The organism is Micromonospora sp. NPDC005707, assembly GCF_040631005.1.
Lineage (GTDB): Bacteria > Actinomycetota > Actinomycetes > Mycobacteriales > Micromonosporaceae > Micromonospora.
The window spans coordinates 153,168-178,386 of the sequence record NZ_JBEXYR010000007.1 but is presented as its reverse complement, the minus strand read 5'-3'; the positions used below and the strand labels follow the sequence as shown (position 1 = coordinate 178,386).

Genomic DNA, 25,219 nt, shown 5'->3' with positions numbered 1-25,219 from the left:
CACAAGGGCGCTGAGCCCGTAGAACGGTGCGGGAACCTGTGACTAGGCTGCGTGGCATGGCCAGCGATGTGGACACCGCGCCGCTCGTCGGCCGTGCCGACACGGTGGGGGCGCTGCGGTCGGCGCTGCTCGACGACGTCGCCCCCGGGCAGACCGCGGCGGTGTTCCTCACCGGCGAGAGCGGAGTGGGCAAGACCCGGCTGCTCAGCGAGGTCGGCGAACGCCTGCGGGACGCGGGGGCACTGGTCCTCACGGGCGTCTGCCTCGACATCGGCGACGCCTCGCCGCTGCACCCGCTGCGCCAGGCGCTTCGTCGCCTCGACGCCGACCTGACCGAGGCGCGCACCTCCTCGGCGGTCCGCGGGCTGCTCCAGGTCTTCGACGAGGAGACGCCGGGCCCGGACGGCGCGGGCGCGCTGCTGGAACGGGTCTCGCGCGGCCTGCACCTGGTCGCCGGTGGACGGCCGCTGGTCCTCGTCCTCGACGACCTCCAGTGGGTCGACCGCAGCACCCGCCAGCTCCTGCTCTACCTGCTCGCCGGCCTCGGCGACCTGCAGCTGTCGGTGCTCGCCGCGATCCGGGCCGAGTCCTTGCAGGGCGCGCACCCGCTGCGCCGCGTGCTCACCGAGCTGCGCCGGCTGCGCTCGGTCCGGGTGGTCGACCTGGCGCCGCTGGACCGCGCCGGCACCGACGAGCTGGCCGCCGCGATCGCCGGCGCACCGCTGGCCCCCGAGGCCGCCGACCAGATGTGGCAGCGCAGCGGCGGCAACCCGTTCGTGGTGGAGGAGCTGGCCCGCGACCTGCGCGACGGCCACGACGGCCTCTCCGACACGCTGCGTGAGGTCTTCCTGGCCCGGGTCGACGCGCTGCCGCAGCCCGCGCACGCCGTGGTGCACGCGGTCGCCGCCGGCGTCGAGCCGGTCGAGCACTGGCTGCTGGCCCAGGTCGTCCGGCTGCCCGAGGACCAGTTGATCGAGGCGGTCCGCGAGGCGGTGGCGCACCGGCTGCTGGTCGGCGCCGACGACGGCTACCGGCTGCGGCACCGCCTGGTCGCCGAGGTGCTGGCGCACGAGCTGCTCCCCGCCGAGCGGGCCGCGCTGCACCGCCGCTACGCCGAGACGCTGACCTCGGCCACCGCCGAGCTGCACCAGGCCCGGCTGGCCCACCACTGGCGGCTGGCCGGCGAGCCGGCCCGGGCCCTGCCGGCCGCGATGGCCGCCGCCCGCGAGGCCGAGCGGCTGCACGGCTACGCCGAGGCGCACCGCCACTGGTCGGCCGCGCTCAGCCTGGCCACCACCCCGCCCGCCGTGCTGCCCGACGGCGGCCGGCCCGAGCCGGTCGAGGTCGACCGCGCCGAGTTGCTGACCCACGCGGCCGAGTCGGCGCACCACTGCGGCGAGCACGCCCGTGCGCTGGCCCTGCTGGAGGAGCTGGCCGCCGAGCCGGCCGGCCCGCCCACCTGCGCCCTGCACATCCGGCGGGCCCGCTACCTGGCCGCCGCCGGCCGGTCCGCCCCCGCCGAGGCCGAATACCGGCGGGTGCTCGCCACGGCGGACTGCACGCCCCGGGAGCGGGCCACCGCCGCCGCCCACCTGGCCGAGCTGCTGCTGCACCTGGGCCGCTACGCGGAGGCCGGCGACCAGGCCCGGGAGGCGCTCCGCCTGGCCGCCGAGGTGGAGGGCACCGCCTCGGAGGTGGTGCTGGCCAGCTCCGCCCTCGGGTTCAGCGAGGCCTACCTGGAGGACCCGGACGCCGGGCTCGCCGTCATGCGCAGGGCGCTGGACACTGCCGAGCGTTCCGGCCGGCCGGAGGACGTGGCCTGCGCGTACCTGCACCTGGCCGAGCTGCTCACCGGGCCGCTGAACATCCTCGAGGAGGGTGTGGTGGTGGCCCGCCGGGGCGCCGAGCGGGTCGCCGAGCTGGGGCTCGGCCGCACCTGGGAGACGCGGCTGCTGGCCATCGCCACCAACGGGCTGTTCCGGGTGGGGCAGTGGGCCGAGGCCGAGAAGGTCGTGGCGGCCGCGCTGCGGCACCGCCCGTCCGGCGCCGACGCCGTCGAGCTGCTGCTCGCCCGCTGCCGGCTCTCCGTCGGCTACGGCGACGTCGAGGCTTCCGACCGGGACCTGGAGGCGGTCGCCACCGTGCTGGCCGGCGGCGGGGCCCGGCACGTGCTGCCGATGCTCATCCTGCGGGCCGGGCTGGCCATGTGGCAGGGCCGGCACGACCTGGCCCGGCAGGCGGTCCAGCGGGGCCTGACCGAGAGCCGCTCCGACGACGTCATCGTGCTGGCCACCCTGGCCTGGCACGGGCTGCGCGCGGAGGCGGAGGCGTCGGCCAGCCGCACGGTTGAGGTGGATCCGAACGCGGTCCGCCGGCTGCGCGAGGTGGTCGACCGGGTGGCCGGCAAGAGCGGGAAGGCGGGCGCACCGGTGCGCTACGTCGCCGACGCGTTCCTGGCCCTCTGCGCCGCCGAGCTGAGCCGGCTGGACGACGGCCGGGGCGACCCGGAGTTGTGGGCCCGGGCGGCCACCGAGTGGGACCGGCGCAACCACCCCTACCCGGCGGCCTACTCTCGGCTGCGGCAGGCCGAGGCGCTGCTGGCCCGGCGCAGCCGGGTGGCCACCGCCGGCAAGCTGCTGCGGCAGGCCCACCAGACGGCCCAGGCGCTCGGCGCGGTGCCGCTCAGCGAGGAGATCCGTACCCTGGCCGGGCGGGCCCGGGTGGCCCTGGACGAGGGCACGGCCGCCGCCCGTCCGGCGCCCCGGCCCCGGGCCGCGGAGCCGGCCGCGCCCACGGTGGACGAGCTGGTCGTGCTCACCGCCCGGGAGCGGGAGGTGCTCGCGGCGGTCGCCGAGGGGCTGACCAACCGCGAGATCGGCCAGCGACTGTTCATCAGCGAGCGGACCATCGGCGTGCACGTGTCGCACATCTTCGACAAGCTCCAGGTCCGCACCCGGGTGCAGGCCAGCGCGATCTTCCTGCGCAACCGGGCCGAGTAGCCGCACGTCGGCAATACGTCGTTCTACTGATCCGGCCGGCCTACGCCGGCTGGAAGGCTGTCCAGCGTCACCGGGTGGCGTCGTGGGGGACGCCGACCACTGTGGAGGAGAGATGACCGAACCGGTCTGGGGTCCCGTGCACCAGGACATCGTCGGGCTGCTCGCCGACCACCCCGCCGACGTGCCGGCGGTCGTCGACCACCTCACGAAGCTCCAGGACCTGCTGGTCCGGCTGCCTCCGCTAGAGGAGAGCTGCCCCCTCGCGGACTTCAACAAGCTCTACCTGGTCATCACCTCCACGGTCCTCGACGGCCTGTACGACGACCGCTTCACCGACCCGGCCTTCCTGGCGCGGCTCGACGTGGAGTTCGCCGCCCGCTACTTCGACGCGCTGCGGTTCTGGACCGACTCCCACCCGAGCACCCCGAAGGCCTGGTCGTGCCTGTTCCGGCGGATGCGTGGCCCGGACGCCCGGCCGCTGCCGTCGGCGGCCGCCGGGGTGAACGCCCACATCAACTACGACCTGCCGTTCGCGCTGGTGACCACCTTAGACAGCCTGGAGTCCGAGCCGGTCGACGGCAGCGACCAGCACCACGACTACCTGGAGATCAACAAGATCTTCGCCGAGCGGATCCCGGAGCTGCGCCGCGGCTACCTGGACCACTGGCAGCTGATGATCGACATGGTGAACGGCGACATCGACGACTGGTACCAGGGCGAACTGGTCGAGTACACCCGGAACGTGGCCTGGCGCAACGCGCAGAAGATCTGGCGCTGCCGGCACGACCCGGAGGCCCGCGAGTGTGAGCGGATGCGGTTGGACGACAACGCCGCACTGCTCGGCCGGCTGCTGCTGTCGCCTCTCGGGGCGTTCCTGCAGTAGCCGGGACGGGGGGTCCCCGCGTCCCGCCGTCCGGGCGCGGGACGCGGGGACGCCGTCCGCGGTGCGAGGATGAGCCGGTGGAAGAGGCGCTGCCCGGCAACGTGACCGCCGGGGTGGTCCGGGTCGGCGACACCGTCCGGCGCCCGGCCGGCCCGTGGACCGCGGGCGTCGACGCCCTGCTCGGCCACCTGCGCGAGGTCGGCTTCCACGGCGCACCCCGGCCGCTCGGCCGGGACGACCGGGGCCGCCAGGTGCTCGAGTACGTGCCCGGGGAGCCGGGCGATCCGTCCGGCACGTACTCCCTCGACGAGCTGGCCTCGATCGGCGCGTTCCTGGCCGACCTGCACCGCGCGACGGCCTCCTTCACGCCGCCGCCCGGTGCGGTGTGGCAGCCGGCCATCGCGCCCGACGGCGCGGAGCTGGTCTGCCACCACGACGTGGCGCCGTGGAACCTGGTCCGCTCGGCCCGGGGGTGGGTCCTCATCGACTGGGACGGTGCCGGCCCGGGCACCCGGCTGTGGGAGCTGACGTACGCGGGGCAGAGCATGGCGGGGATGCGCCCGGACCGGCCGCTCGACGAGTCCGCCACCCGGCTGCGGGCCCTGGTCGACGGCTACGGGCTGCCGGCGGCGGACCGGCCGGCTCTGGCCGCGTTGCTGGGCCGCCGGGCCCGGGCCATGGCCGATCTGCTGGCGGCGGGCGCCCGCGACGGGGTGCAGCCCTGGGCGCGGATCCACGCCGAGGACGGGGCGTACTGGCGGGCCACCGCCGCGCTGCTGGCCGCCGGGGTGGGTCGCTGGACGGCCGCCCTGGCCTGACCGGTCAGCCGCGCCGGGACCGCCCCCGGTACGCGGCCGCGGCGGCCCGGTTGTTACAGAGCTCGCAGCAGTAGCGCTGCCGGCCGGCGCGGGTCCGGTCGAGGTAGGGCGCGTCGCACCCGTCGGCCGCGCAGACGCCGAACCGCTCCGCCCCGCCGGTCGCCGCGGCGCGGGCGAGCGCCCCGGTGACCATTGCGGCGAACGGCCCGACCGGGCCGGGCCGGGGCAGCGGGGTGAGCCGCAGGGTGCCGTCCGGCCCGGGCTCGACCACCGTGCCGGCGCTCACCTCGGCCAGCACCCCGTTGAGGGTGGCCACCCGGGCGGCGGGGTCGGGCGCGGCGAAGACCCGGTGGAGCCGGTCGCGCAGCTCGCGGAGCCGAGGCAGGTCGGCCTCGGTGAGCGGGTCGGCGACCTCGGCGAGGTCGAGTTCCCGGGCGGCGGCCCGCAGCCGGGCCACTGAGAGCTGGTCGACGGGCTCCTGGAGCACCCAGTAGCTGTGCAGCAGCGCGATGGCCAGGCGCAGCGCGGGTTCCAGGGGTGGCACCGCGCTCATCCGCGCCTCCACCCTCGTCCGGTTGCCGACACGCCCGCCGTCCTCCCGCACTTGACCGATCGCCGTCCGCCATCCTAGCGTCGTCAGTTGTAAAACGCGTTTAAAAACTTATGGAGGTGGCGTATGCGACGTCTGCCCGTCCTCGTGTCCGTGGCGGCGCTGCTGGTCGCCGGCGCGGTCACCGGCGCCGGCGGGGCCCACGCGGAGGCACCCGCCGAGCCGGCCCCGGCCGCCGCGGGCCACGCGGCGGCCACGGTGGTCCGCGACATCGAGATCCCGGTCCCCGGGCAGCCGGCCGTCCGGGCCTGGCTGGTCCGGCCGCAGAGCGCCCGCGGCGGGCTGGCCGGGGTGCTGGACCTGCACTGGTTCGAGCCGGGCCGGGCCAACCAGGACCGCAGCGAGTTCCTGGCCGAGGCGACCGCGCTGGCCGGGCGGGGCGTGGTGTCCGTGCTGCCGCAGCTCACCTTCCCGTGGGCGGGCGACCCGGTCGGCGACGCCCGCGACCGCGCCGCGGTCACCGCCCAGCTCGACGCGGTGCGGGCGGCCTACCGGCGGCTGCTCGCCGAGCCGGGGGTGGACCGGCACCGCACCGCGGTGGTCGGCCACGATTACGGCGCCATGTACGCCGTCGACCTGACCGCCCGCGAGCCGGGACTGCGCACCGCGGTGCTGCTCGCCCCGGACGCGACCTGGGCCAACTGGTTCGACCTCTACTGGCTCCAGCTGCCGGCGGGGGAGAAGGAGGCCTACCGGGCGGTCTTCGCCGGCCTCGACCCGGTGGATCTCGTGGGGCGGCTCGGCGACGGGGCGTACCTCCAGTTCGCCGGCGCGGACCGCTTCGTCGGCGCGGAGACCCGCGCCGCCTACGCGGCCGCGGCGCCGCAGGCGAAGGTGTCGCTCTACCCCGACGAGGAGCACGACCTGGGCGCCGCCCGCACCCGGGACGACCGGGTCGCCTGGCTCGCCGGCCGGCTGGGGCTGCGCGGATGACCCGAGGCAACCAGCGGACCGGGCGGCGTCGGGGGGCGTCGCCCGGTCCCGGCCGGCGGGGGAGCGGTTGGGCCGGCCCGGGCTGAGGGCGCGACCGGGTGTCGGCCGGGCCCGCGCGAGCGGGTGTCGGCCGGGCCCGACCGGGTACCCGGCGGCCATGCCGCACACCGAGCCGGTCCGCCGATTCGCCTTCCGGTTCGACGCGGCGTTCCGGCTGCCGCTGGCCCTGCTCGGGGTGCGGCCGGAGACCGCCCGCGTCGAGCTGGGCCTGCACGAGCTGACCGTCCGGTACGGCCCCTGGCGGCTGCGCACCGCCCGGGACAACGTCACTGGGGTAGAGCTGGGCGGACCGTACCGCTGGTGGCGGGCCGTGGGCCCGCACCTGTCCCTGGCCGACGGCGGGGTCACCTTCGGCACCGGCGTGGCCGCCGGGGTGTGCATCCGCCTCGCCGCCCCGGTTCCGGCGCTCGCCCCCGGCCCCTGGCCGCGCCACCCGGCCGTCACGGTGACGGTGAGCGACCCGGAGGCGCTGCGCGACGCCCTGGCCAGCCCGCCTTGATCATGTCTTCCGCTTGCCCGGTTCCGCCGGGCTGTGCCCCGCGTACGACCTACGGTCGGTGCAGGGCCTGAAGGGGTGCACATGGCGGAGGCACGGGACGGGGCGCAGCCCCGGCGGACGCGGGGGCGCCGCCACCAGGCGCAGTCGACCCCCGCGGACCGGGCGCTGCGCGACGCCCGCGACCCCGAGCGCGGCGACCGTGCCCGCCGGGGACCCGCGACGCTGCCGGAACGCGTGGAGAGCCCGGTCCGGCGGGCCCAGCCGACCAGCCGGCTCGCCCGCTGGATGTTCCAGCACCGGGTGCAGCCGGAAGGCCCGGAGACCCGGGAGCACCAGTCGAAGGGGCATGCCTGGTGGCGGGTGATGTGCCTGACCGGCGTGGACTACTTCTCCAGCCTGTCCTACCTGCCCGGCATCGCCGCGGTGGCGGCCGGCGCGCTGAGCCCGCTCGCGACCCTGCTCATCGTCGCGCTGACCCTGTTCGGCATGCTGCCGATGTACCGGCGGGTGGCCCGGGAGAGCCCGCACGGGCAGGGCTCGGTGGCCATGCTGGAACGGCTGCTGCCGTTCTGGCGGGGCAAGGTCTTCGTGCTGGTGCTGCTCGGCTTCGTGGCCACCTCGTGGATCATCACGATCACGCTCTCCGCCGCCGACGCCACCGTGCACCTGCTGGAGAACCCGATCCTGCCCGAGTCGTTTCCGCACGGCACCACGGCCGCCGTGCTGGTGACCGTGGTGCTGCTGCTCATCCTCGGCGGGGTGTTCCTGCTGGGGTTCAGCGAGGCGGTGCAGGTCGCCATCCCCCTGGTCGCGGTCTTCCTCGGGCTGAACGCGGTCATCGTGGTCGCCGGCCTGGCCGAGGTCGCCGGCGACCCGGCGACGCTCGGTGGTTGGACCGACCGGCTGACCCGGCTCGGCGGCACGGGCGACGTGCTGGCCACCAGCGTGCTGGCGTTCCCCCTGCTGGTGCTGGGCCTCTCCGGCTTCGAGACCGGGGTGAGCATGATGCCGCTGGTCAAGAGCGACGGCGACGACGCCGAGCACCGGTTGACGGCGCGGATCCGCAACACCCGCAAACTGCTCACGACCGCCGCGCTGATCATGTCGGTCTACCTGATCGGCACCACCTTCGTCACCACCGTGCTCATCCCGGCGCACGAGTTCGCGCCCGGCGGGGCGGCCAGCGGCCGGGCCCTGGCCTTCCTGGCCCACGAGCACCTGGGCGAGGCGTTCGGCACGGTCTACGACATCAGCAGCATCCTCATCCTCTGGTTCGCCGGCGCCTCGGCAATGGCCGGCCTGATCAACATCGTGCCCCGCTACCTGCCCTCCTACGGCATGGCGCCCGAGTGGGGGCGGGCGGTCCGGCCGGTGGTGCTGGTCTACACCGCCATCAGCATCGCCATCACTGTCGCCTTCCGGGCCGACGTCAACGCCCAGGCCGGCGCGTACGCCACGGGCATCCTGGCCATGATGGTCTCCGGCGCGATCGCGGTGACCATCTCCACCTACCGGTCGCGGCACCCGTACGCGGGGATCGGTTTCACGGTGCTCACCCTCGTGCTGCTCTACGCCCTCGTCGAGAACGTCATCGAGAAGCCGGACGGCATCACCATTTCCGGCCTGTTCATCGCCGGCATCGTCGCCGTCTCGCTGATCTCCCGGGTGTCCCGCACCACCGAACTGCGTGCCGAGCGGATCGAGTTCGACGACGCGGCGCGGCGGTTCGTCGCCGACTCGATCGCCCACGACGGCCGGCTGCACCTCATCGCCAACAAGCGGCAGAGCGGCTCGCTGAAGGAGTACCGGGTCAAGGAACGCGCGCAGCGCGGCATGAACCCGGTGCCCGGCGCCGCCGACGTGCTCTTCCTGGAGATCGACATCAGCGACCCCTCGCGCTTCAGCGAGGTGCTGCGGGTGCACGGGGTCGAGGTCGGCGGATACCGGATCCTGCGGGCCAACAGCCCCGCCGCGCCCAACGCCATCGCGGCCATCCTGCTGGCGCTGCGTGACGCCACCGGAGTCCGCCCGCACTGCCACTTCGAGTGGTCCGAGGGCAACCCGATCGCGCACCTGCTGCGCTACCTGATCCTCGGCCGCGGGGACACCCCGCCGGTGGTCCGGGAGATCATTCGCAAGACCGAACCGGACCCCGCCCGCCGGCCCGGCATCCACGTCGGCGGCTGAGCGCCGCCGCCGCCCGCCGGCCCCGTCCCGGTCCGACGCCCCCCGGGGTACGCCGACCGCCACCCGCACCGGGCTGCGCCCGGCTGCCGGCGCCCCGATCAGGCGAGTGCGCGCACCCGGTCGACGAAACCGCCCGCGCAGAAGTCGAGGAATCCGTCCGGGTCCGGGCCGGCGTTCTGCAGCACGATGTGGTCGAAGCCGGCCTCGACGTACGCCTTCACCTTCGCCAGGTGCGGCTCCGGGTCCGGCCCGACCGAGAACTGCTGCCGGATGTGCTGGTCCTCCACCCAGACGGTGGCCGCGTCGAAGTTCACCGGGTTGGGCAGCTCGCTCATCACCTTCCACCCGGTGACCGCCCACCGACTGGTCTCCTTCGCCGCGCGGACCGCCTGCTCCTCGTCGGGCGCCCAGGCCATCGGCACCTCGGCGTAGCGGGGTCCCTGCCCGCCGGCCTCCCGGTAGTGCGCCACGATCGACGACTTCGGTTCGGTGGCGAACAGCCCGTCGCCCAGCTCGGCGGCCGTCGCTGCGGAGGACCGCCCGCTGGCCGCCACCGCGATCACCGGCGGCGTCTCCGGCAGGTCCCACACCCGGGCGTCCTCCAGCTGGAGGTGCCGGCCCTCGTACGACTGGTAGCCGCCCTGCCAGAGCAGCCGGATGATCTCCAGGGCCTCGCGCAGCCGCTCGTGCCGGCCGCGGACGCTCGGGAAGCCCTGCCCGACCACGTGCTCGTTGAGCCGCTCGCCCGCGCCCACCCCCAGGGTGAACCGCCCGTCGGAGATGAGCGCCATGGTGGCCGCGGCCTGGGCGATGATCGCCGGGTGGTACCGCACCGAGGGGCAGGTGACCCCGGTGGCCAGCCCGAGCGTGCTGGTCTTCGCGGCGATGGCGGCGAGCGCGCTCCAGGTGAAGCAGGAGTGCCCCTGCACCTCCAGCCAGGGGTGGTAGTGGTCGCTCATCTCGACCAAGTCGAAGCCGGCCTGCTCCGCGCGGACCGCCTGCCGGATGAGGTCCTGCGGGCCGAAGGCCTCCGAGGCCAGCTTGTAACCGATCTGCATCGCCCTGGTCTCCCGTCCCCCGCGCGGCTGGACCGCTGCCCTTCCCACCCCGCACCTCGACAAACGCCAGGAGCGCCACCGAGGGACCCAGCCTCCTAGGACGGCGAAGGGGTGGTGACGCCGCGTACGCCGGGCGCGGAGAGGCCCGCGCCGCAGGGGAGCGGGCGCGGGCCGGGGCGGTGCGGGGGTGAGGCCTACTTGGACGGCTCGGGAAGCTTGCAGTCCACCTTGGGGTTCGCGCCGATGTAGTTCAGCGGGCCGGCCACGATGGTGACGAGGATGGTGCCGGCCTCGGCGCAGTTGGTGTCGTCGTTGCCGTAGTAGCCGCGCTGGCCGGCGGCGATCGCGCCGATGACGAGCCAGATGACGACCAGGACGCCGACTATCGAGGTGCCGCGCATGGGTTGCCTCCACTGGGGTTGTGGTGGATTCGAGGTGGAGGTCTTGTACCCCGAGCGGGGGAACGGTCAAACGGCGCCGCCGGTGCCGCGCGGCCGATTCCGACCATCCGGGGCCCGGGTCAGTGCGGCGGCGCGGGGCTCTCCGGCGGCCGTCCCCGGCTGCGCAGGTGGTCGGCGACGGCCACCCCGACCAGCACCAGCATCGCCCCGAGCGCCGCGTAGACCGGGGCGAGGAAAAGAAGCCCGGGAGAGATGGTCAGCAGCGCCAGGACGCCGCCGGGGCGGGACCACGACACCCGGCTGAACACCTCGTACTCGAAGGCGGCGCGACCGGCCAGGAACAGCGCCGGCCCGCCGAGGATGACCGCCAGCCAGGCCGGCGGCGTCTGCCCGGTCGGTTCGAGCAGCACCAGGTCGAAGCCCGCCGCGCTGGTCACCACCCCGGCCACCATGAGCAGGTGGGTGTAGGGGGCGGAGTTCAGGAACTTGCTCGGCTGCTTCGCCATGGCGATGGCGTGCGGCAACAGTTCCCCGGACTTGTGCACGTAGATCCGCCAGAGCAGCAGCGTGGTGGCGAACGCGATGGCGAAGGCCCCGATGTTCTCCGCCTCCGAGTGGTGCGTGCTGAAGACGGTGCCGGCGACCAGGATGGCGTCGCCCAGCGCGATGATGAAGAACTGCTGGTAGCGCTCGGAGAGGTGTTCCGCGGTGACGTTGCGCTGGGCGTCCGGCACCATGCCGAGACCGGGGACCGGGTACGCGAGCCGGAAGCCGAGGTAGTCGATGCCCAGGGCCAGCGCCCACAGGATCTCGCGGGTGAAGCCGGACATCGTGGCGCCGACGAGCCACGGGATCGCCGAGATCGCGAACCAGACGAAGATGCGGGCGGCCCGGCGTTGGGTCTGCCGGTGGCGCCGGACCGTCGGCATGAGGAACAGCCCGCGTCCGAGATGGATCGCCACGTACGTCCCGGCGAAGACCAGTCCGCGACCGCTGAAGGCCTCCGGGATCGCGGTGGTCATCAGCAGCGCCCCGAACATCACCGCGATGATCAGCAGCTTGATCTGGCCGCGTTGCGGGTCGTACATGTCGGTGACCAGGGTGGTGATCGCCCAGGTCCACCACATGGCCATCAGCATGATCAGCGACTGGAAGGCCCGCTCCCAGTTCAACTCGTGGATCAGGCCGCGGGAGATGAGGGAGAGCGCGACCACGTACACCAGGTCGAAGAACAGCTCCAGCAGGGTCACCCGGCGCGGTGCCTCGGGATCGCGTACCGGGGGCCGCGGCTCGGCGGGCTGCTCCGGCGTGGCGGTGGGCACGAGCTGCTCCTGCGGTGGCGGGATCGGCGCGGCCGGCCGTCCGGCCCTGCACCGACCGTAGCCACGCCCGCACGGGCCCGTGCCGGGTTTTCGGCATTCGTCCTCGTCCGGGGCGCGCGGCGCCGGCGGCCCCGTGCCGGCCCGACCGTCCCCCGGCCCGACCGGGTCGTCGACGTCCGCCGGACACGGCGCGGGCCGGTGGTGACCTGCGGTCACCACCGGCCCGTGAGTCGGATCAGGCGTCCTCGCCGGTGCCGGCCGGGAGCACCCGCTCGGCGTCGGCGCGGGCGCCGGCCAGCACCTTGGCCTGCTGCGACCAGGTGGCCAGGCCCGGGGCGGCGCGCAGGCCGGCGGCCTTGACGGTCTCCCGCAGCGCCGCCTCGTCCAGCTCGCTGAGCTGCTGGTAGGTGCGGATGCCGGCGGCCTGGAGAGCGGCGGCCAGCTTCGGCCCGATGCCCTGGATCCGCCGGAAGTCGTCGGCGGCGTCCACCTGGGCCGGAGCGGCGTCCTCGACCGCGGCGCGCGGCGCGGGCACCGCCACCGGCGCGGCCGGCTCGGTCCCGACGACCGGCTCGTCGGCCACCGGCTCGTAGGCCACCGGCTCGGCCGCCACGGCCACCGGCTCGGCGACGGCCACCGGCTCGGCGGGCACGGCCACCGGCTCGGCGGCGGGCGCCGGCTCGGTCGCGGCGGCCGGCTCCTCGGCCACGGCCACCGGCTCCGGCGCGGTGCGGGCCGGCTCCTCGTCGGACGCGACCGGCTCGGCGACGGTCACCGGCTCGGCGGACGGCAGGGGCGTGGCCTCGGCGGCCAGCGTGGCGGCGGCCGGGGCGGCGTCCTCCTCGGCCGGGGCCGACGCCTCGGTCACCGCGGCGGGCGCCGGCACCTCGTCGATCACGGCCTCCGGCCGCTCCTGGTCGACCGTGGCGGTCACCTCGGGCGCCGGGGCGGCACCCTCCACCATGGGCGTGCCGGTGCCGGCCGCGTTCCGGCGGCCGCTCACCACCCATCCGATGACCAGGCCCACCAGCAGGGCCAGGATCAGGACGAGCCACTGCCCGAAGCTCGACGGCATGCCAACCTCCTCCTATTTATGTGAACGACAATCGCGAGAAAACCCGGGGCAGCTTCGCACACGTACGCGCGGGGCGACAGGGAGGTCGGCGGCTGCCGTCGCTGGTGGGACGGGAAGTGCCGGCCGGTGGCCGCGGGATGACCGAGCGTGTGCCACGCGGGGCGCGCGGAAGGGGCGCCCCGGACCCTGGTGCCGTTCGAGGGTCCGGGACGCCCCGGTCTTCGTGCCGGACCGTCAACCGCCCTTGCGCGGCGCCGGAAGGTCCACCGCGTCCCAGCTGTAGAAGCAGCCGGCCACGGCGTCGCGGGGGGAGCGCCAGGTCGGCAGGTACGGCGAGGTGTGCGCCGACAGCCGCTCGTTGACCTGCTGGTAGAACGGGTTGTTGCGGACCTCGGTGGCCAGGTCCGGGTCGACGTCCACCGTCTCCATGAGGTGCACGCACAGGTCGTGCAGGTAGTACAGCGAGCGGTGCCGGATCCCGGTGAGGCGGGGCAGTTCGGTGGCGTCGGACTCGGCGAAGATCTGGGCCACCCGGCCCTGCGCCCCCGGCACGATCCGGCTGACGACCAACAGTCGACTCATCGGGACCCCTCTCGCCGCTGGTGGTGCGCCGACCCCGGCCCAGGGTGTCGGCCACCGTGGGGGCCACCCTGCCGGGTCCGCTGTCACCTGGCCGTCACGGCCCGGACGGTGACATTGATGGGGGTGGTGACGCCCGCGGCGGTCACCGGGGGTGCGGCGTGGTGGGCGCGGTCGAGCCGCGCGGCGCGGGACCGGTCGGGCGGCCGGGGGCGTTGGTCCGGTCGGCGCGCCGCGGGGGCGCCTCCCGCCGGCTGGCCCGCCGGATCGGGGCCAGCGTCTCGTCGAGCAGCGCGCACATCGCCGGGGACGGCTCCAGGCGCAGCTCGCGCAGCAGCAGGTCGCGGTAGACGTAGAAGGCGTGCACCGCTTCGAACGCGTTGCCCTCGGCGAGGTGGATGCGGACCACCAGGCGGTGCGGGGTCTCCCGCAGCGGCTCGGCGGCCATCGCCTCCAGGGCCGCCTCCAGGGCCTCGCCGTGCCGCCCGGCGGCGAGGTGGTTGCCGGCGAGCTCCTCCAGCATGTGCAGCCGGAGCTGCCGCAGCCGTTCCCGTTCCAGCAGCACCCAGTCGTCGTACCAGCCGGGCAGGAGATCGTGCCGGCCGTCGCCGGCGGCGCCGCGGGGGACCTCGCCGTCGCGTACGCGGTCGGCCGTCGTCACCAGCTCGTCGACGTCGAGGTGGACGGTGGGGTCGAGGCGGACGGTGTCGCCGTCGGTGCGCAGCGGGCAGCAGGGGTCCTGCCGGAGCCGCCACAGCGCGGTGCGCAGGGAGGAGAGCGCGCGGTCCTCGGAGGTCTCCGGCCAGAGCAGTCCGGCGAGGTGGCTGCGGGTCGCCGCCGGGCGGAGCCCGATGAGGGCGATGACCCGTTGCAGGCCGCGGGGCACCACCACCGGGACGTCGTCGTGGAGCAGCCGGAACCCGCCGAGCAGGTGCAGCGACACCCGTGGCGCGGGGTCTCCCGCCGTCGGCATTCTCGATCCACCGGACACGGGCGCACCCCCCAGCACCGGAACCCTCGTCCCGACCGTCCTCATTGCCCGGCTCGGCTGCTCGACGCCGGTGTCGGAACGGCTCCGCCGTGGCGGAGAAAGCCCGTTGTGGCCGGGCTGACCGGTACGCAGGATATCAACACTTGTTACTCTGAGTCAACGGCGCGTCGGTTTGCTGACCGTCCGTAATGGTCAGACGAACGGCCTGTGAACTGCGAAAAAGTGTCGCCATCTATCGGGGAACTTGATCTTCCCATAGCTACCGCACAGTTTGCGTCAACGCAGCGTCACCGATCTCGTGGGCCGATGGTGGCCGGTTGACGCCGCGTTGACGGTGCCGGCGGCACCGTGGCGCCAGTCGTGCGGCGAGTCCCGTCGCCACGCACCGCGACGCCCAGGGGAGGCTGCGCATGGACCGTTCGCTCATCGTCGCGAAGGTGGTGCCGACCGCCGAGGATCGGGTCGCCGAGATCTTCGCCGCGTCCGACGCGACCGAGCTGCCCGGCCTGGTCGGCGTCCGCCACCGCTCCCTCTACCGACTGCACGACCTGTACGTCCATCTCCTGGAGACGGACGCGCCGGCGCAGGGGGCCGTGGAGGAGGCGCGCGGCCATCCCGAGTTCGTCCGGGTCAGCGAGCGGCTGCGCCCGTACATCTCGCCGTACCTGCCGACCTGGCAGTCGCCGCGCGACGCCATGGCGCACTGCTTCTACCGCTACGACGCTCCCGGGCGGCGGCCGTGACCACCACCGCGCCCCGTGACGAACAGCTCTGGTCCCGCTGCGACGGCTGCGCCTCGCTGCTCTACCGCAAGCGGCTGCGGCGCAACCTCGACGTCTGCCCGGAGTGCGGCTCGCACGCCCGGCTCGACGCCCCGGACCGGGTGGCGCAGCTGGTCGACCCGGACTCGTTCACCCCGCTGCCGGACCGGGCGGTGCTGGTCGACCCGATCGGGTTCGTGGACGCGCTGCCCTACCCGCACCGGCTCGGCGCGGCCCGCGCCGGCTCCGGCCTGGACGAGGCCGTGCTCTGCGGGACCGCCCGGGTGGGCGGCCACCCGGTCGCGCTGGCGGTGATGGACTTCCGCTTCCTCGGCGGCAGCCTCGGCTGCGCGGTCGGCGAGCTGATCACCCGCACCGCAGAGCGGGCGCTGGCCGACGCCACGCCGCTGGTGCTGGTCACGGCCTCCGGCGGGGCGCGGATGCAGGAGGGCGCGCTGTCGCTCATGCAGATGGCCACGGTCAGCCAGGCCGTCGCCGGGCTGCGCGAGGCGGGGCTGCTCACCGTCAGCGTCGTCACCGACCCCACCTACGGCGGGGTGGCCGCCTCCTTCGCCACCAACACCGACGTGGTGCTCGCCGAGAGCGGCGCCCGGCTGGGCTTCGCCGGCCCCCGGGTGATCCGGCAGGTCACCGGGGCCACGCTGCCGGAGGGCTTCCAGACCGCCGAGTTCCTGCTCCGGCACGGCCAGGTCGACCTGGTGGTGCCCCGGCACGCGCTGCGCGGCCGGTTGACGGCGCTGCTGGCCGCCGCCGAGGCCGGCCGGCGGGTGCCCATACCCCGGCAGGAGCCGGCGCCGCGACCGGCCGCCACGGCCGGCGCGCCCGGGCCGGCCCGGGACGCCTGGGAGACGGTACGGACGGCCCGGCACCCCGGTCGGCCCACCACCCTGGACTACCTGGAGACCGCCTTCGACGGCTTCGTGGAGCTGCACGGCGACCGGCTCGGCGCGGACTGCCCGGCGATCGTCGGCGGGGTGGCCCGGCTGGACGGGCGGCCGGTGATGGTGATCGGCCACCAGAAGGGACACACCACCGCGGAGCTGGTGGCCCGCAACTTCGGCATGGCCAGCCCGGCCGGGCACCGCAAGGCGCTGCGGCTGATGCGCCTCGCGGCCCGGCTCCGCCTGCCGGTGGTGACCCTGGTGGACACCCCGGGCGCCGACCCGGGGGTGGACGCCGAGCAGCAGGGCCAGGCCGCCGCGATCGCGGAGAACATCCTCGCGCTGAGCGTCCTGCCCACCCCGGTCGTCGCGGTGGTCACCGGCGAGGGCGGCAGCGGCGGGGCGCTCGCCCTCGCGGTCGCCGACCGGGTGCTGATGCTGGAGCACGCCGTCTACTCGGTGATCAGCCCGGAGGGCTGCGCCGCGATCCTCTGGCCGGACAGCTCGGCCGCGCCGCAGGCCGCCCGGGCGCTCCGGCTCACCGCCACCGACCTGTGCCGGCTCGGGGTGGTCGACGAGGTGGTGCCCGAGCCGCGGCCCGCCGCCCACGGCGACCCGGCCGGCGCGGCCGAGCGGCTGGGCCGGGCCGTGGCGGCGAACCTCGCCCCGCTGCTCGCCGTGCCGCCGGCGACCCTTGTCCGCCGCCGCCGGCAGCGGTTCCGCCGCTTCGGCGCGGCCCGCTCGGCGGGCGTGAACCCGCCGGTCGAGGCCGCCGGGACCCGGATCCGAACGGAGGTGGCCCAATGAGTGGGGACGGCGGGGCAGAGGAGGTGCTGGACGGGCTGAGCCGGCACGCCCGCAAGCTGGTCGCCGAACTGGCCGGCCCGGTGCGCCGGGTACGGCTGCGCAGCGGCGAGACCGTGCTGGAGGTGGAGTGGCACCACCCGGTCCCGCCGGCGCCCGCGCCGCGTGCCGAGGCCGACCCGGTCACCGCGCCGCAGGTCGAGGCGGCGCCCGCGACGGACCGGCCGGCGGTGCGGGCGCCCGTGGTGGGCACCTTCTACCGGGCGCCCGAACCCGGCGCCGCCCCGTTCGTGGCGGTCGGCGACGTGGTCCGGCCCGGTCAGGTGGTCGGCATCGTCGAGGCCATGAAGCTCATGAACGAGGTGACCGCCGGCCAGGCCGGACGGGTGGTCGAGATGCTGGTCGAGGACGGCAAGCCCGTCGAGTACGACCAGCCGCTGATCGCCCTGGAACCGCTCACCGGACGGGACACGTGATGTTCGACAAGGTGCTGATCGCCAACCGGGGCGAGATCGCGCTGCGGGTGCTGCGGGCCTGCCGGGAACTGGGCGTCCGGACGGTCGTGGTGCACTCCAGCGCCGACGCGGACTCGCTGCCGGTGCGGCTGGCCGACGAGACCGTCCAGATCGGACCGGCGTCCAGCCGCCAGAGCTACCTGAACGCCGCCGCGATCGTCGAGGCGGCCCGGCAGACCGGCGCGCAGGCCGTGCACCCCGGCTACGGCTTCCTCTCCGAGGACGCCGACTTCGCCGAGATCTGCGCGGAGAACGGTCTCACCTTCGTGGGCCCGCCGCCGCAGGTGATGGCCGCCCTCGGGGACAAGTCCACGGCGCGGGCACTCATGAGCCGGGCCGGCCTGCCGTTGCCGCCGGGCAGCGTGCGGACCCTGCCGACCGCCGCCGACGCGCTCGACGTGGCCGCCGAGGTCGGCTACCCGGTGATCGTCAAGGCGGCCGCCGGCGGGGGCGGGCGCGGGATGACCGTGGTCCGCTCGGCCGCCGAGCTGCCCCGCGCGTACGCCCGCACCCGCGCGGCCGCCCAGGTCGCCTTCGGCGACGACCGGGTGTACGTCGAGCGGTACCTGGCCGACGCCCGGCACGTCGAGGTGCAGGTGCTCTGCGACAACCACGGCAACGGGATCCACCTGGGCACCCGGGACTGCTCGGTGCAGCGCCGGCACCAGAAGCTGATCGAGGAGGCGCCGGCCCCCGCGCTGCGCCCCGCCACCCTGGAGACCCTCGCGGAGACCGCGCTGCGCGGCGCCCTCTCGGTGGGGTTCACCGGCGCCGGCACGGTCGAGTTCCTGGTGGACGAGGCGGAGCGCTGCCACTTCCTGGAGATCAACTGCCGGATCCAGGTGGAGCATCCGGTGACCGAGCTGGTCACCGGCATCGACCTGGTCCACGAGCAGCTGCACGTGGCCGCCGGCACGCCGCTGCGCCTGCGGCAGGAGGACGTCCAGCTGCGCGGGGTGGCCGTCGAGTGCCGGGTCAACGTCGAGGACCCGGACCGGGACTTCGCCCCCGCGCCCGGCCGGCTGGACCGCTTCCGGCCTCCCGGCGGGCCGTTCACCCGGGTGGACACCCACGGCCACGTCGGCTACCTGGTCAGCCCGCACTACGACTCGCTGCTGGCCAAGGTGGCGGTCTGGGCGCCGGACCGGGACGGCGCGCTGGACCGGCTCGACCGGGCGCTCGGCGAGTTCGAGGTGGCCGGCCCCGGGGTGCGCACCACCATCCCGTTCGCCCGGCGGGTCCTGCGCGACGCCGCCTTCCGCGCCGGCCGGCACACCACCGCCCTGGTCGAGCGCCTGCTCCACCCGCCCGCCGCCGACGCCGTACCGGTCGCCGCCCCGCCGCCCAACGGCGCGGCCGCCGACCGGGCCGCGCCGGCCGTGCCCGACATCCGCGCCGACGCCGACCCGGCCGGCCGTACCCCCGTCACCGCCGTGCCCGCCGCCGGCCCCAACGCCTGGAGGAACCGATGACCGTCGCTCCCGACCGACCGCTCGCCAACGAGATCACCGACATCCTGGTGACCCACTGCGGCCTGGACGCCGACGCGGCCGCCCGCACCCCGGCCGCCAGCCTGGAGGAGCTGGGCATGGACTCGCTGGCGCTGCTCGAACTCTCCGCGGTCGTGGCCGACCGGTGGCGGGTGAAGATCCCGGAGCAGGCCGGGCAGCTCAGCATCTCCGGCGTCGCCGACCTGGTGGCCCGCAGGGCGGACCCCCCGGGGCACACCGAGAACGCCGTCGACATCGCCGCCCCGCTGCCGCTGGTCTGGGAGATCACCAACGACGTGGCCCGGTGGACCGAGCTGTTCACCGAGTACGCAGTGGCCGAGATCCTGCACTCCGACGGCGACACGGTCCGGTTCCGCCTCACCATGCACCCGGACGAGAACGGCACGTCGTGGAGCTGGGTCAGCGAACGCACCGCCGACCCGGCCACCCGCGAGGTGCGCGCTCGGCGGGTGGAGACCGGCCCGTTCGAGTACATGCACATCTACTGGCGCTACGACGAGATCGACGGCGGCACCCGGATGAGCTGGGTGCAGGACTTCGCCATGAAGCCCACCGCGCCGGTCGACAACGCCGGCATGACCGAGCGGATCAACACCAACAGCAAGGTCCAGCTCGCCGTCATCAAGGAGCGGATCGAGCGGGCACACGCGGGAGGCGCGCGATGACCGACACCACCACCGCCCGGGTCTCCGTCCACGACGTCACCGCCGACCGGCGGCGCGGCGGCGAGCTGCGGGTGCTGCTCGGCCCGAAGACCGTCGGCAGCACCTCCGGTTTCCTGGGGGTGGCGACCCTCGCACCTGGGGAGCGGATCGCCGAGCACTACCACCCCTACAGCGAGGAGTTCCTCTACGTGGCCCGCGGCGCCATCACCGTCGACCTGGACGACCGGCCGGTGCCCCTCGCGGCCGGCGAGGCGCTCTTCGTGGCCAGGGAGGTGCGGCACCGGCTGCGCAACACCGGCGACGAGCCGGCCGAGGTGGTGTTCCACCTCGGGCCGCTCGCCCCGCGCCCGGAGCTCGGCCACGTCGACACCGAGGGCGCACCACCACCCCGGGAACCGTCGTGACCGGCCGGCGCACCGTGGTGACCGGCGTCGGCGTCGTCGCCCCCGGTGGCGCCACCCGGGACCGGTTCTGGAAGACCATCACCGAGGGCCGGACCGCCACCCGGCGGATCAGCTTCTTCGACCCGTCGCCGTTCCGGTCGCAGATCGCCGCCGAGTGCGACTTCGACCCGGACGCCGCCGGCATCACCCTGGCCGAGCGGCAGCGCGCCGACCGGTACGTGCAGTTCGCCCTCGCCTGCTCCGCCGAGGCGCTCGCCGACAGCGGGCTGACGCTCTCCGACGCCGACCGGGAACGGGCCGGCGTGGTGCTGGGCACCGCGGTCGGCGGCACCATGGCGCTGGAGAAGGAGTACGTGCGGGTCAGCGACTCCGGCCGGCACTGGCTGGTCGACCACACCCTCGGCGGGCCGTACCTGTACCAGGCGCTGATCCCGAGCAGCCTGGCCGCCGACGTGGCGGTCCGGCACGGCCTGCACGGCCCGGCGCAGGTGGTGTCCACCGGCTGCACGTCCGGCATCGACGCCATCGGGTACGCCCACCAGCTCGTGGCCGACGGCGAGGCGGACATCGTGCTGGCCGGGGCCGCCGACTCGCCGATCTCCCCGGTCACCGTCGCCTCGTTCGACGCCATCGGCGCCACCAGCCCGGACAACGACGACCCGGAGCACGCCTCCCGGCCGTTCGACGCCGACCGGCACGGCTTCGTCCTGGCCGAGGGCGCGGCCGTGCTGGTGCTGGAGGAGGCCGAGCACGCCCGCCGCCGGGGCGCGCACGTCTACTGCGAGGTGGCCGGCTACGCCAGCCGCAGCAACGGGTTCCACATGACCGGGCTGCGCCCCGACGGGGCGGAGATGGCCGTGGCGATCACCGACGCGCTGCGCCAGGCGCGGCTCGCCCCGTCGGCCGTGTCGTACGTCAGCGCGCACGGCTCCGGCACCCGGCAGAACGACCGGCACGAGACCGCCGCGTTCAAGCGGGCGCTGGGCCCGACGGCGTACCGGGTGCCGATCAGCTCGATCAAGTCGATGGTCGGGCACTCGCTCGGCGCCATCGGCTCCATCGAGATGGCCGCGTGCGCGCTGGCCATCGAGTACGGCGTGGTCCCGCCGACCGCCAACTGGGCCACCCGGGACCCGGAGTGCGACCTGGACTACGTGCCCAACGAGGCCCGGGAGGTGCCGGTGGACGTGGCGCTGTCGGTGGGCAGCGGCTTCGGCGGTTTCCAGTCCGCGATGATCTTCCGCCGGATGGCGGTGCACCCATGACCGCCCGGGCCGTGGTGACCGGGATCGGGGTGGTCGCGCCGACCGGGGTGGGCGCCGACGCGCACTGGGCCACGGTGCTGGCCGGCACTCGGCGCACCGGGCCGATCACGCTGTTCGACCCGGCCGGCTATCCGACCCGGATCGCCGGGGAGGTGCCCGACTTCGACCCGGCCGGCTTCAGCGACACCCGGCAGCGGGTGCAGACCGACCGGTGGACGCACCTGGGCTTCGCCGCCACCCGGCTGGCGCTGGCCGACGCCGGCCTGCCCGAGGAGGCGCCCGACCCGTACCAGTGGGCGGTCACCCTGGCCAGTTCCTCGGGCGGCAACCTGTTCGGGCAGCGGGAGCTGCAACGGCTCTGGGGCGGGCCGAGCCGGACCGTCGGGGCGTACCAGTCGATCGCCTGGTTCTACGCGGCCAGCGTCGGGCAGCTCTCCATCCGGCACCAGCTCAAGGGGCCCTGCGGGGTGACCGTCTCCGAGTCGGCCGGCGGGCTGGACAGCCTCGCCCACGCGGTGCGGACCATCCGCCGCGGCACCCCGCTGGTGGTGGCCGGGGCGACCGAGTGCCCGCTCAGCCCGTACGCGCTGGCCTGCCAGCTCCGCTCCGGGCTGCTCAGCGACGTGGCCGACCCGGAGCGGGCGTACCGGCCGTTCGACGCGGGCGCCGCCGGCTACGTGCCCGCCGAGGGCGGCGCCGTCTTCGTCGTGGAGGAGCTGGGTCACGCCCTGGCGCGGGGCGCCCGGATCTACGGGGAGATCACCGGCTGGGCGGCCACCCACGACGCGGCACCGACCGACGCCGAGGCCGGCCCCGACCCGACCCACTACGCGCGGGCGCTGCGGCTGGCCCTGGACCGGGCGGCGGTGCGCCCGCACGACGTGGACGTCATCTGGCCGGACGCGCTGGGCGTGCCGGCGTACGACCGGGCCGAGGCGGAAGCCCTGCGCTCCGTCTTCGGCGCGACGACCCCGCCGGTGACCACCCAGAAGCCGCTGACCGGCCGGGCGCATCAGGGCGGTTCGGCGCTGGACGCGGCCACCGCGCTGCTCGCCTTCCACCACGGCCTGCTGCCCGCCTCGGCCGGGCCGGAGCAGCCGGCGCCGGGCTGCGAGCTGACCTTCCTGCGCCGGCCGCGCCCGCCGCGCAGCCGCATCGCCCTGGTCGGGGCGCGCGGCTTCGACGGCTTCAACAGCGCGGTGGTCCTCCGCGGCGCCGCGCCCCCGCCGGCGGGGGGCGAGAGGTGACGGGGGGCCGCGTCAGGACGGCCGGGCCAGGTACGCCGTCTTGACGTCGCCCGAGAACCCGCAGGCCTTGTAGAAGGCGTGGGTCGCGGGCCTGCGCGATCCCGTCATCAGCATCGCCTTGTAACAACCCGCGTCCCACGCGGCCTGAAGCGTGCCGGCCATGATCTGCCTACCCAGGCCGGTGCCGCGCCGCGACTCCTCGACGACGACGTTCTCGATGACGGCATAGGGCGATGCCGATCGGGAGATGTTGGGAATCACGTTGAGGTACGTGGTGGCGACGACGACCCCGTCCAGTTCGAGGACGAACAGGTGCAGCGCCGGATTGCTCAGGATCTGCGCGTAGGCCCGTTCGTCGGATCCGTCGGTCAAACGGGGATCGTCGGGCTGCAATTGCCGGTAGAGGCGGATGATCTGCGCGAAGTCGTCGTGCCGGGCCACACGGAACATGCCGCGAGCGTAGACACCCGCCGAACCACCTCGCGCGCCGCCGAGCACAGCGTCGAGCGGCCGGCGGGCTACCGAGCCGGCGTGGCACCGATCCTGCCTGTCCGATCGATCCTGAGCAATCCGCCCAGCCGCCCTTATTGATCTAGCCATTTGCATGTAGCAATGGATCCAACGGCTGTCGTACTGTTCCGTCAGCACCCCGGAGAACGCACCTGATGGGCGGATTTCGCCCACTTCGAGGCTGGGCGGTGGGCGGTCGTGACAGCACATCCTATGGCGGAAGATCCTGTGTCGACAGACGCGAGTTGGGTGGACGACATTCTGTTCACCGGGCGTCCCACCGACATTTGTCTGCGCCTGCCCGAGCCGGTCGACAAGGCCACCCTGCGCCGCCTCGTCGGCGCGGCGCAGACCCGGCTGGCCGAGGCCGGCCTGCGCCCCGGCGGCGCCGCCGCGCTGCGGCTGCCCCCGTCGCTGGCGTACGTCGTGAACCTGCTGGCCACCTGGCGCACCGGCGCCCAGGCGATCCTGCTCGACCACCGGCTCACCGACCACGAGGTCGACAAGGCCCTGCGCCGGCTCGGCCCGCAGGTGGTGGTCGCCCCCGTGCGGACCGGCGGCGGCGCCCTGCGGATCTTCGTGGACGTCACCGAGGGCGTCACCGCCTACTCGGACCGCCCCGCCGGCAGCCCGCACGTCGTGATCCAACTCAGCTCCGGCTCCACCGGGCCGTCCAAGGTGATCGGGCGCACCGCCGCGGACCTGGTCGGGGAGGTGCACCGCTACACCCGGATCGACGGGGTGGCGCTGCCCGGCGAGCGGATCGTCCTGCTGCCCTCCATGGTGCACGTGCTCGGCCTGGTCGGCGGCCTGCTCTACGGGCTGCACGCCGGCGTCGAGCTGTGCCCGCCGGAGCGGCTCAGCGGCGACGCGATCCTCGCCGCCGTCGCCGCCCAGGACAGCCCGGCCACCGTGCTCGGCGTGCCGTTCCACATCGGCCTGCTCGCCTCCACCGTGCCGTCCGGGCCGCTGCCGCAGCTCAAGCGGATGACCACCGGCGGGGAGCTGGTCCCGGCCGCCGTCGCCCGCGCCTTCACCGACCGCTACGGCGTCCCGCTGGGCAACATGTACGGGATGACCGAGGTCGGCGTCATCGGCACCGACCTGCACGGGGCGCACCGCCCCGCCATCGCCCCCGCCCCGGGCATCCGGGTCCGCGAGTCCGGCGGCGAGCTGTGGGTCAGCTGCCCGGCCAACCCGTACGTCGGGCTCGCCGACCCGACCCGCTGGGCCGACGGCTGGCTGCACACCCGCGACGCCGGCGCGGTCGACCCGGACACCGGGCTGGTCACCGTCAAGGGCCGGCTCGACTCGCAGGTGTCGGTGGGCGGCATGAAGGTCGACCTGACCGAGGTGGAGGCCACCGTCGCCGAGCTGCCCGGGGTGACCGCCGCCGTGGTGGTCTGGGACGACGGCATCACCGCGTACGTGCAGACCGACGGCTCGCTCTCCGAGGACACCCTGGACAAGCTGCTCGCCGAGCGCCTGGCCGGCTACAAGCGGCCCCGCACCCTGCACCTGCTGGATCAGCTGCCCCGCACCACCACCGGCAAGCTGGTCCGCTCCACTGCGGCGCTGCGGGACGCCGCGTCATGACCGGCCCGCTGTTCGAGGGCGACCTCGACCGGCCCGGCCGCCCCGGCGACCGCGACGGCGAGCACCAGGCCCGCCCCGCCGGCCGGGTGGCCGACCCGCACCCCGGGACAGCCGTGGACCGGGCGCAGCAGCTCGCCGGCGCCGGCCGGTACGGGCATCCGCCGGCGCAGCCCGCCGTCGCGCAGCCCCGTGCCCAGCGCCTTGCCGACCGCCTCCTTGGCCGTCCACAGGCGCAGGAAGTCCAGCTCCCGGCCGTCCTCGGCCCGGGCGGCCAGCCAGGCCGCCTCCTCCGGGTCGAACCAGCGCCGGGCCAGGGGCGTGGCGGGCAGCGGCCGGCGTCGCTCGACGTCCACCCCGACCGGTCCACCCGCCCGGGCGGCCACCACGACCACCCTGTCGACGTGGCTGACGCTGACCGGCAGCGTCCGCCCGTCGGCCGCGTACACCTCCGGGCACCCGCCGGGCGCCCGTCCCACCCCGATCTCCGCCTCGGGCCGGCCGAGCAACGCGCCACCCGCGCGCCTCAGCAGCCGCCGCGCCAGCTCCCGCTGGTCGCCGGCGGTCCGGTCGGTCCACACGTACACGGTGTCCCGACCGGGCACCGGTAGCTGGCTCACGGAAAGA

Annotated in this window: 24 protein-coding genes; 15 read left to right on the top strand and 9 right to left on the bottom strand. The window is 75.1% G+C overall.

All coding sequences use genetic code 11. The features are described 5' to 3' along the window. The first annotated feature begins 56 nt into the window (after positions 1-56). The 3 genes from ABZ452_RS16010 (at position 57) to ABZ452_RS16000 (ending at position 4,700) form a co-directional block, all read left to right on the top strand. Positions 57-2,999 (top strand): AAA family ATPase, encoded by a 2,943-nt coding sequence (locus ABZ452_RS16010; protein ID WP_357943181.1) that lies wholly within the window; start codon positions 57-59, stop codon positions 2,997-2,999. Positions 3,000-3,111: 112 nt separating this feature from the next. Then, positions 3,112-3,882, top strand: coding sequence for a DUF5995 family protein (locus ABZ452_RS16005; protein WP_357943179.1), 771 nt, complete (start codon positions 3,112-3,114; stop codon positions 3,880-3,882). A gap of 77 nt (positions 3,883-3,959) precedes the next feature. Continuing rightward, entirely contained in the window at positions 3,960-4,700 is a 741-nt protein-coding gene (locus ABZ452_RS16000) for a phosphotransferase (protein WP_357943177.1), read from the top strand. 4 nt (positions 4,701-4,704) lie between these two features. On the opposite strand, the gene ABZ452_RS15995 is transcribed toward ABZ452_RS16000, so the two are convergent. Continuing rightward, the gene (locus ABZ452_RS15995; RefSeq protein ID WP_357943175.1) at positions 4,705-5,253 is read right to left on the bottom strand and encodes a CGNR zinc finger domain-containing protein; all 549 of its coding nucleotides are present in this window, start codon (positions 5,251-5,253) and stop codon (positions 4,705-4,707) included. A gap of 123 nt (positions 5,254-5,376) precedes the next feature. Here ABZ452_RS15995 and ABZ452_RS15990 point away from each other — a divergent pair, with 123 nt between their 5' ends. From ABZ452_RS15990 to ABZ452_RS15980, 3 genes are all read left to right on the top strand, one after another. Beyond that, positions 5,377-6,243: a hypothetical protein gene (locus ABZ452_RS15990; RefSeq protein ID WP_357943173.1), complete on the top strand. Its 867-nt coding sequence runs from the start codon at positions 5,377-5,379 to the stop codon at positions 6,241-6,243. Between the two features lie 157 nt (positions 6,244-6,400). Continuing rightward, complete coding sequence (locus tag ABZ452_RS15985) at positions 6,401-6,802, top strand: hypothetical protein (RefSeq protein ID WP_357943171.1); 402 nt, start codon at positions 6,401-6,403, stop codon at positions 6,800-6,802. Positions 6,803-6,883: 81 nt separating this feature from the next. Then, a complete protein-coding gene (locus ABZ452_RS15980; protein WP_357943169.1) occupies positions 6,884-8,989 on the top strand; it encodes an amino acid transporter in 2,106 nt (701 codons plus the stop codon). Positions 8,990-9,087: 98 nt separating this feature from the next. Here ABZ452_RS15980 and ABZ452_RS15975 read toward each other — a convergent pair whose 3' ends face one another. The 6 genes from ABZ452_RS15975 to ABZ452_RS15950 all read right to left on the bottom strand — a co-directional run bounded on the left by ABZ452_RS15975 (position 9,088) and on the right by ABZ452_RS15950 (position 14,415). Next, entirely contained in the window at positions 9,088-10,047 is a 960-nt protein-coding gene (locus tag ABZ452_RS15975; RefSeq protein WP_357943167.1) for a TIGR03557 family F420-dependent LLM class oxidoreductase, read from the bottom strand. A gap of 194 nt (positions 10,048-10,241) precedes the next feature. Next, the gene (locus ABZ452_RS15970) at positions 10,242-10,448 is read right to left on the bottom strand and encodes a hypothetical protein (RefSeq protein ID WP_091305815.1); all 207 of its coding nucleotides are present in this window, start codon (positions 10,446-10,448) and stop codon (positions 10,242-10,244) included. Between the two features lie 119 nt (positions 10,449-10,567). Beyond that, on the bottom strand, positions 10,568-11,770 hold the full coding sequence (locus ABZ452_RS15965) for a low temperature requirement protein A (RefSeq protein WP_357943165.1): 1,203 nt from the start codon (positions 11,768-11,770) through the stop codon (positions 10,568-10,570). A 235-nt stretch (positions 11,771-12,005) separates the two neighbouring features. Further along, positions 12,006-12,845 (bottom strand): hypothetical protein, encoded by an 840-nt coding sequence (locus tag ABZ452_RS15960; RefSeq protein ID WP_357943163.1) that lies wholly within the window; start codon positions 12,843-12,845, stop codon positions 12,006-12,008. Positions 12,846-13,079: 234 nt separating this feature from the next. Next, on the bottom strand, positions 13,080-13,427 hold the full coding sequence (locus tag ABZ452_RS15955; RefSeq protein ID WP_357943161.1) for a TcmI family type II polyketide cyclase: 348 nt from the start codon (positions 13,425-13,427) through the stop codon (positions 13,080-13,082). A 142-nt stretch (positions 13,428-13,569) separates the two neighbouring features. Beyond that, positions 13,570-14,415, bottom strand: a complete 846-nt coding sequence (locus ABZ452_RS15950) for a BTAD domain-containing putative transcriptional regulator (protein WP_357943159.1) — start codon at positions 14,413-14,415, stop codon at positions 13,570-13,572. A gap of 410 nt (positions 14,416-14,825) precedes the next feature. Here ABZ452_RS15950 and ABZ452_RS15945 point away from each other — a divergent pair, with 410 nt between their 5' ends. Genes ABZ452_RS15945 through ABZ452_RS15910 form a run of 8 tightly spaced genes read left to right on the top strand, consistent with a single transcriptional unit; the run spans position 14,826 to position 22,489 of the window. Continuing rightward, positions 14,826-15,158: a TcmI family type II polyketide cyclase gene (locus ABZ452_RS15945; protein WP_357943157.1), complete on the top strand. Its 333-nt coding sequence runs from the start codon at positions 14,826-14,828 to the stop codon at positions 15,156-15,158. Further along, positions 15,155-16,885: an acetyl-CoA carboxylase carboxyltransferase subunit alpha gene (locus ABZ452_RS15940; protein ID WP_357943155.1), complete on the top strand. Its 1,731-nt coding sequence runs from the start codon at positions 15,155-15,157 to the stop codon at positions 16,883-16,885. Before ABZ452_RS15945 ends, ABZ452_RS15940 begins: the two co-directional genes overlap by 4 nt. After that, a complete protein-coding gene (gene accB / locus ABZ452_RS15935) occupies positions 16,882-17,358 on the top strand; it encodes an acetyl-CoA carboxylase biotin carboxyl carrier protein (RefSeq protein WP_357943153.1) in 477 nt (158 codons plus the stop codon). The genes ABZ452_RS15940 and accB overlap by 4 nt, the downstream gene beginning before the upstream one ends. After that, positions 17,358-18,869 carry an acetyl-CoA carboxylase biotin carboxylase subunit gene (locus tag ABZ452_RS15930; protein WP_357943151.1) on the top strand — a complete coding sequence of 504 codons (1,512 nt, stop codon included), beginning with the start codon at positions 17,358-17,360 and terminating at the stop codon, positions 18,867-18,869. The genes accB and ABZ452_RS15930 overlap by 1 nt, the downstream gene beginning before the upstream one ends. After that, a complete protein-coding gene (locus ABZ452_RS15925) occupies positions 18,866-19,573 on the top strand; it encodes an SRPBCC family protein (protein WP_357943149.1) in 708 nt (235 codons plus the stop codon). Before ABZ452_RS15930 ends, ABZ452_RS15925 begins: the two co-directional genes overlap by 4 nt. Further along, positions 19,570-19,977, top strand: coding sequence for a cupin domain-containing protein (locus ABZ452_RS15920; RefSeq protein WP_357943147.1), 408 nt, complete (start codon positions 19,570-19,572; stop codon positions 19,975-19,977). Before ABZ452_RS15925 ends, ABZ452_RS15920 begins: the two co-directional genes overlap by 4 nt. After that, a complete protein-coding gene (locus ABZ452_RS15915; protein ID WP_357943145.1) occupies positions 19,974-21,242 on the top strand; it encodes a beta-ketoacyl-[acyl-carrier-protein] synthase family protein in 1,269 nt (422 codons plus the stop codon). The genes ABZ452_RS15920 and ABZ452_RS15915 overlap by 4 nt, the downstream gene beginning before the upstream one ends. Further along, complete coding sequence (locus ABZ452_RS15910) at positions 21,239-22,489, top strand: beta-ketoacyl synthase N-terminal-like domain-containing protein (RefSeq protein ID WP_357943143.1); 1,251 nt, start codon at positions 21,239-21,241, stop codon at positions 22,487-22,489. The genes ABZ452_RS15915 and ABZ452_RS15910 overlap by 4 nt, the downstream gene beginning before the upstream one ends. Before the next feature lie 12 nt (positions 22,490-22,501). Here ABZ452_RS15910 and ABZ452_RS15905 read toward each other — a convergent pair whose 3' ends face one another. Next, the gene (locus ABZ452_RS15905) at positions 22,502-22,939 is read right to left on the bottom strand and encodes a GNAT family N-acetyltransferase (RefSeq protein ID WP_357943141.1); all 438 of its coding nucleotides are present in this window, start codon (positions 22,937-22,939) and stop codon (positions 22,502-22,504) included. 273 nt (positions 22,940-23,212) lie between these two features. Here ABZ452_RS15905 and ABZ452_RS15900 point away from each other — a divergent pair, with 273 nt between their 5' ends. Beyond that, complete coding sequence (locus ABZ452_RS15900) at positions 23,213-24,595, top strand: class I adenylate-forming enzyme family protein (RefSeq protein WP_357943139.1); 1,383 nt, start codon at positions 23,213-23,215, stop codon at positions 24,593-24,595. Here the strand turns inward: ABZ452_RS15900 and ABZ452_RS15895 are convergent. Continuing rightward, the gene (locus ABZ452_RS15895) at positions 24,526-25,212 is read right to left on the bottom strand and encodes a 4'-phosphopantetheinyl transferase superfamily protein (RefSeq protein WP_357943137.1); all 687 of its coding nucleotides are present in this window, start codon (positions 25,210-25,212) and stop codon (positions 24,526-24,528) included. The genes ABZ452_RS15900 and ABZ452_RS15895 overlap by 70 nt on opposite strands. Between the last annotated feature and the right edge of the window lie 7 nt (positions 25,213-25,219).

Bases quoted from the DNA above. Each gene is read 5' to 3' on its own strand.
- ABZ452_RS15985 (WP_357943171.1), top strand. From the start codon at position 6,401: ATGCCGCACACCGAGCCGGTCCGCCGATTCGCCTTCCGGTTCGACGCG.
- ABZ452_RS15925 (WP_357943149.1), top strand. From the start codon at position 18,866: ATGACCGTCGCTCCCGACCGACCGCTCGCCAACGAGATCACCGACATC.
- ABZ452_RS15920 (WP_357943147.1), top strand. From the start codon at position 19,570: ATGACCGACACCACCACCGCCCGGGTCTCCGTCCACGACGTCACCGCC.
- ABZ452_RS15970 (WP_091305815.1), bottom strand. From the start codon at position 10,448: ATGCGCGGCACCTCGATAGTCGGCGTCCTGGTCGTCATCTGGCTCGTC.
- ABZ452_RS15955 (WP_357943161.1), bottom strand. From the start codon at position 13,427: ATGAGTCGACTGTTGGTCGTCAGCCGGATCGTGCCGGGGGCGCAGGGC.
- ABZ452_RS15960 (WP_357943163.1), bottom strand. From the start codon at position 12,845: ATGCCGTCGAGCTTCGGGCAGTGGCTCGTCCTGATCCTGGCCCTGCTG.
- ABZ452_RS16005 (WP_357943179.1), top strand. From the start codon at position 3,112: ATGACCGAACCGGTCTGGGGTCCCGTGCACCAGGACATCGTCGGGCTG.
- ABZ452_RS15975 (WP_357943167.1), bottom strand. From the start codon at position 10,047: ATGCAGATCGGTTACAAGCTGGCCTCGGAGGCCTTCGGCCCGCAGGAC.
- ABZ452_RS15980 (WP_357943169.1), top strand. From the start codon at position 6,884: ATGGCGGAGGCACGGGACGGGGCGCAGCCCCGGCGGACGCGGGGGCGC.
- accB (WP_357943153.1), top strand. From the start codon at position 16,882: ATGAGTGGGGACGGCGGGGCAGAGGAGGTGCTGGACGGGCTGAGCCGG.
- ABZ452_RS16010 (WP_357943181.1), top strand. From the start codon at position 57: ATGGCCAGCGATGTGGACACCGCGCCGCTCGTCGGCCGTGCCGACACG.
- ABZ452_RS15990 (WP_357943173.1), top strand. From the start codon at position 5,377: ATGCGACGTCTGCCCGTCCTCGTGTCCGTGGCGGCGCTGCTGGTCGCC.
- ABZ452_RS15945 (WP_357943157.1), top strand. From the start codon at position 14,826: ATGGACCGTTCGCTCATCGTCGCGAAGGTGGTGCCGACCGCCGAGGAT.
- ABZ452_RS15900 (WP_357943139.1), top strand. From the start codon at position 23,213: ATGGCGGAAGATCCTGTGTCGACAGACGCGAGTTGGGTGGACGACATT.
- ABZ452_RS15910 (WP_357943143.1), top strand. From the start codon at position 21,239: ATGACCGCCCGGGCCGTGGTGACCGGGATCGGGGTGGTCGCGCCGACC.
- ABZ452_RS15905 (WP_357943141.1), bottom strand. From the start codon at position 22,939: ATGTTCCGTGTGGCCCGGCACGACGACTTCGCGCAGATCATCCGCCTC.
- ABZ452_RS15995 (WP_357943175.1), bottom strand. From the start codon at position 5,253: ATGAGCGCGGTGCCACCCCTGGAACCCGCGCTGCGCCTGGCCATCGCG.
- ABZ452_RS15930 (WP_357943151.1), top strand. From the start codon at position 17,358: ATGTTCGACAAGGTGCTGATCGCCAACCGGGGCGAGATCGCGCTGCGG.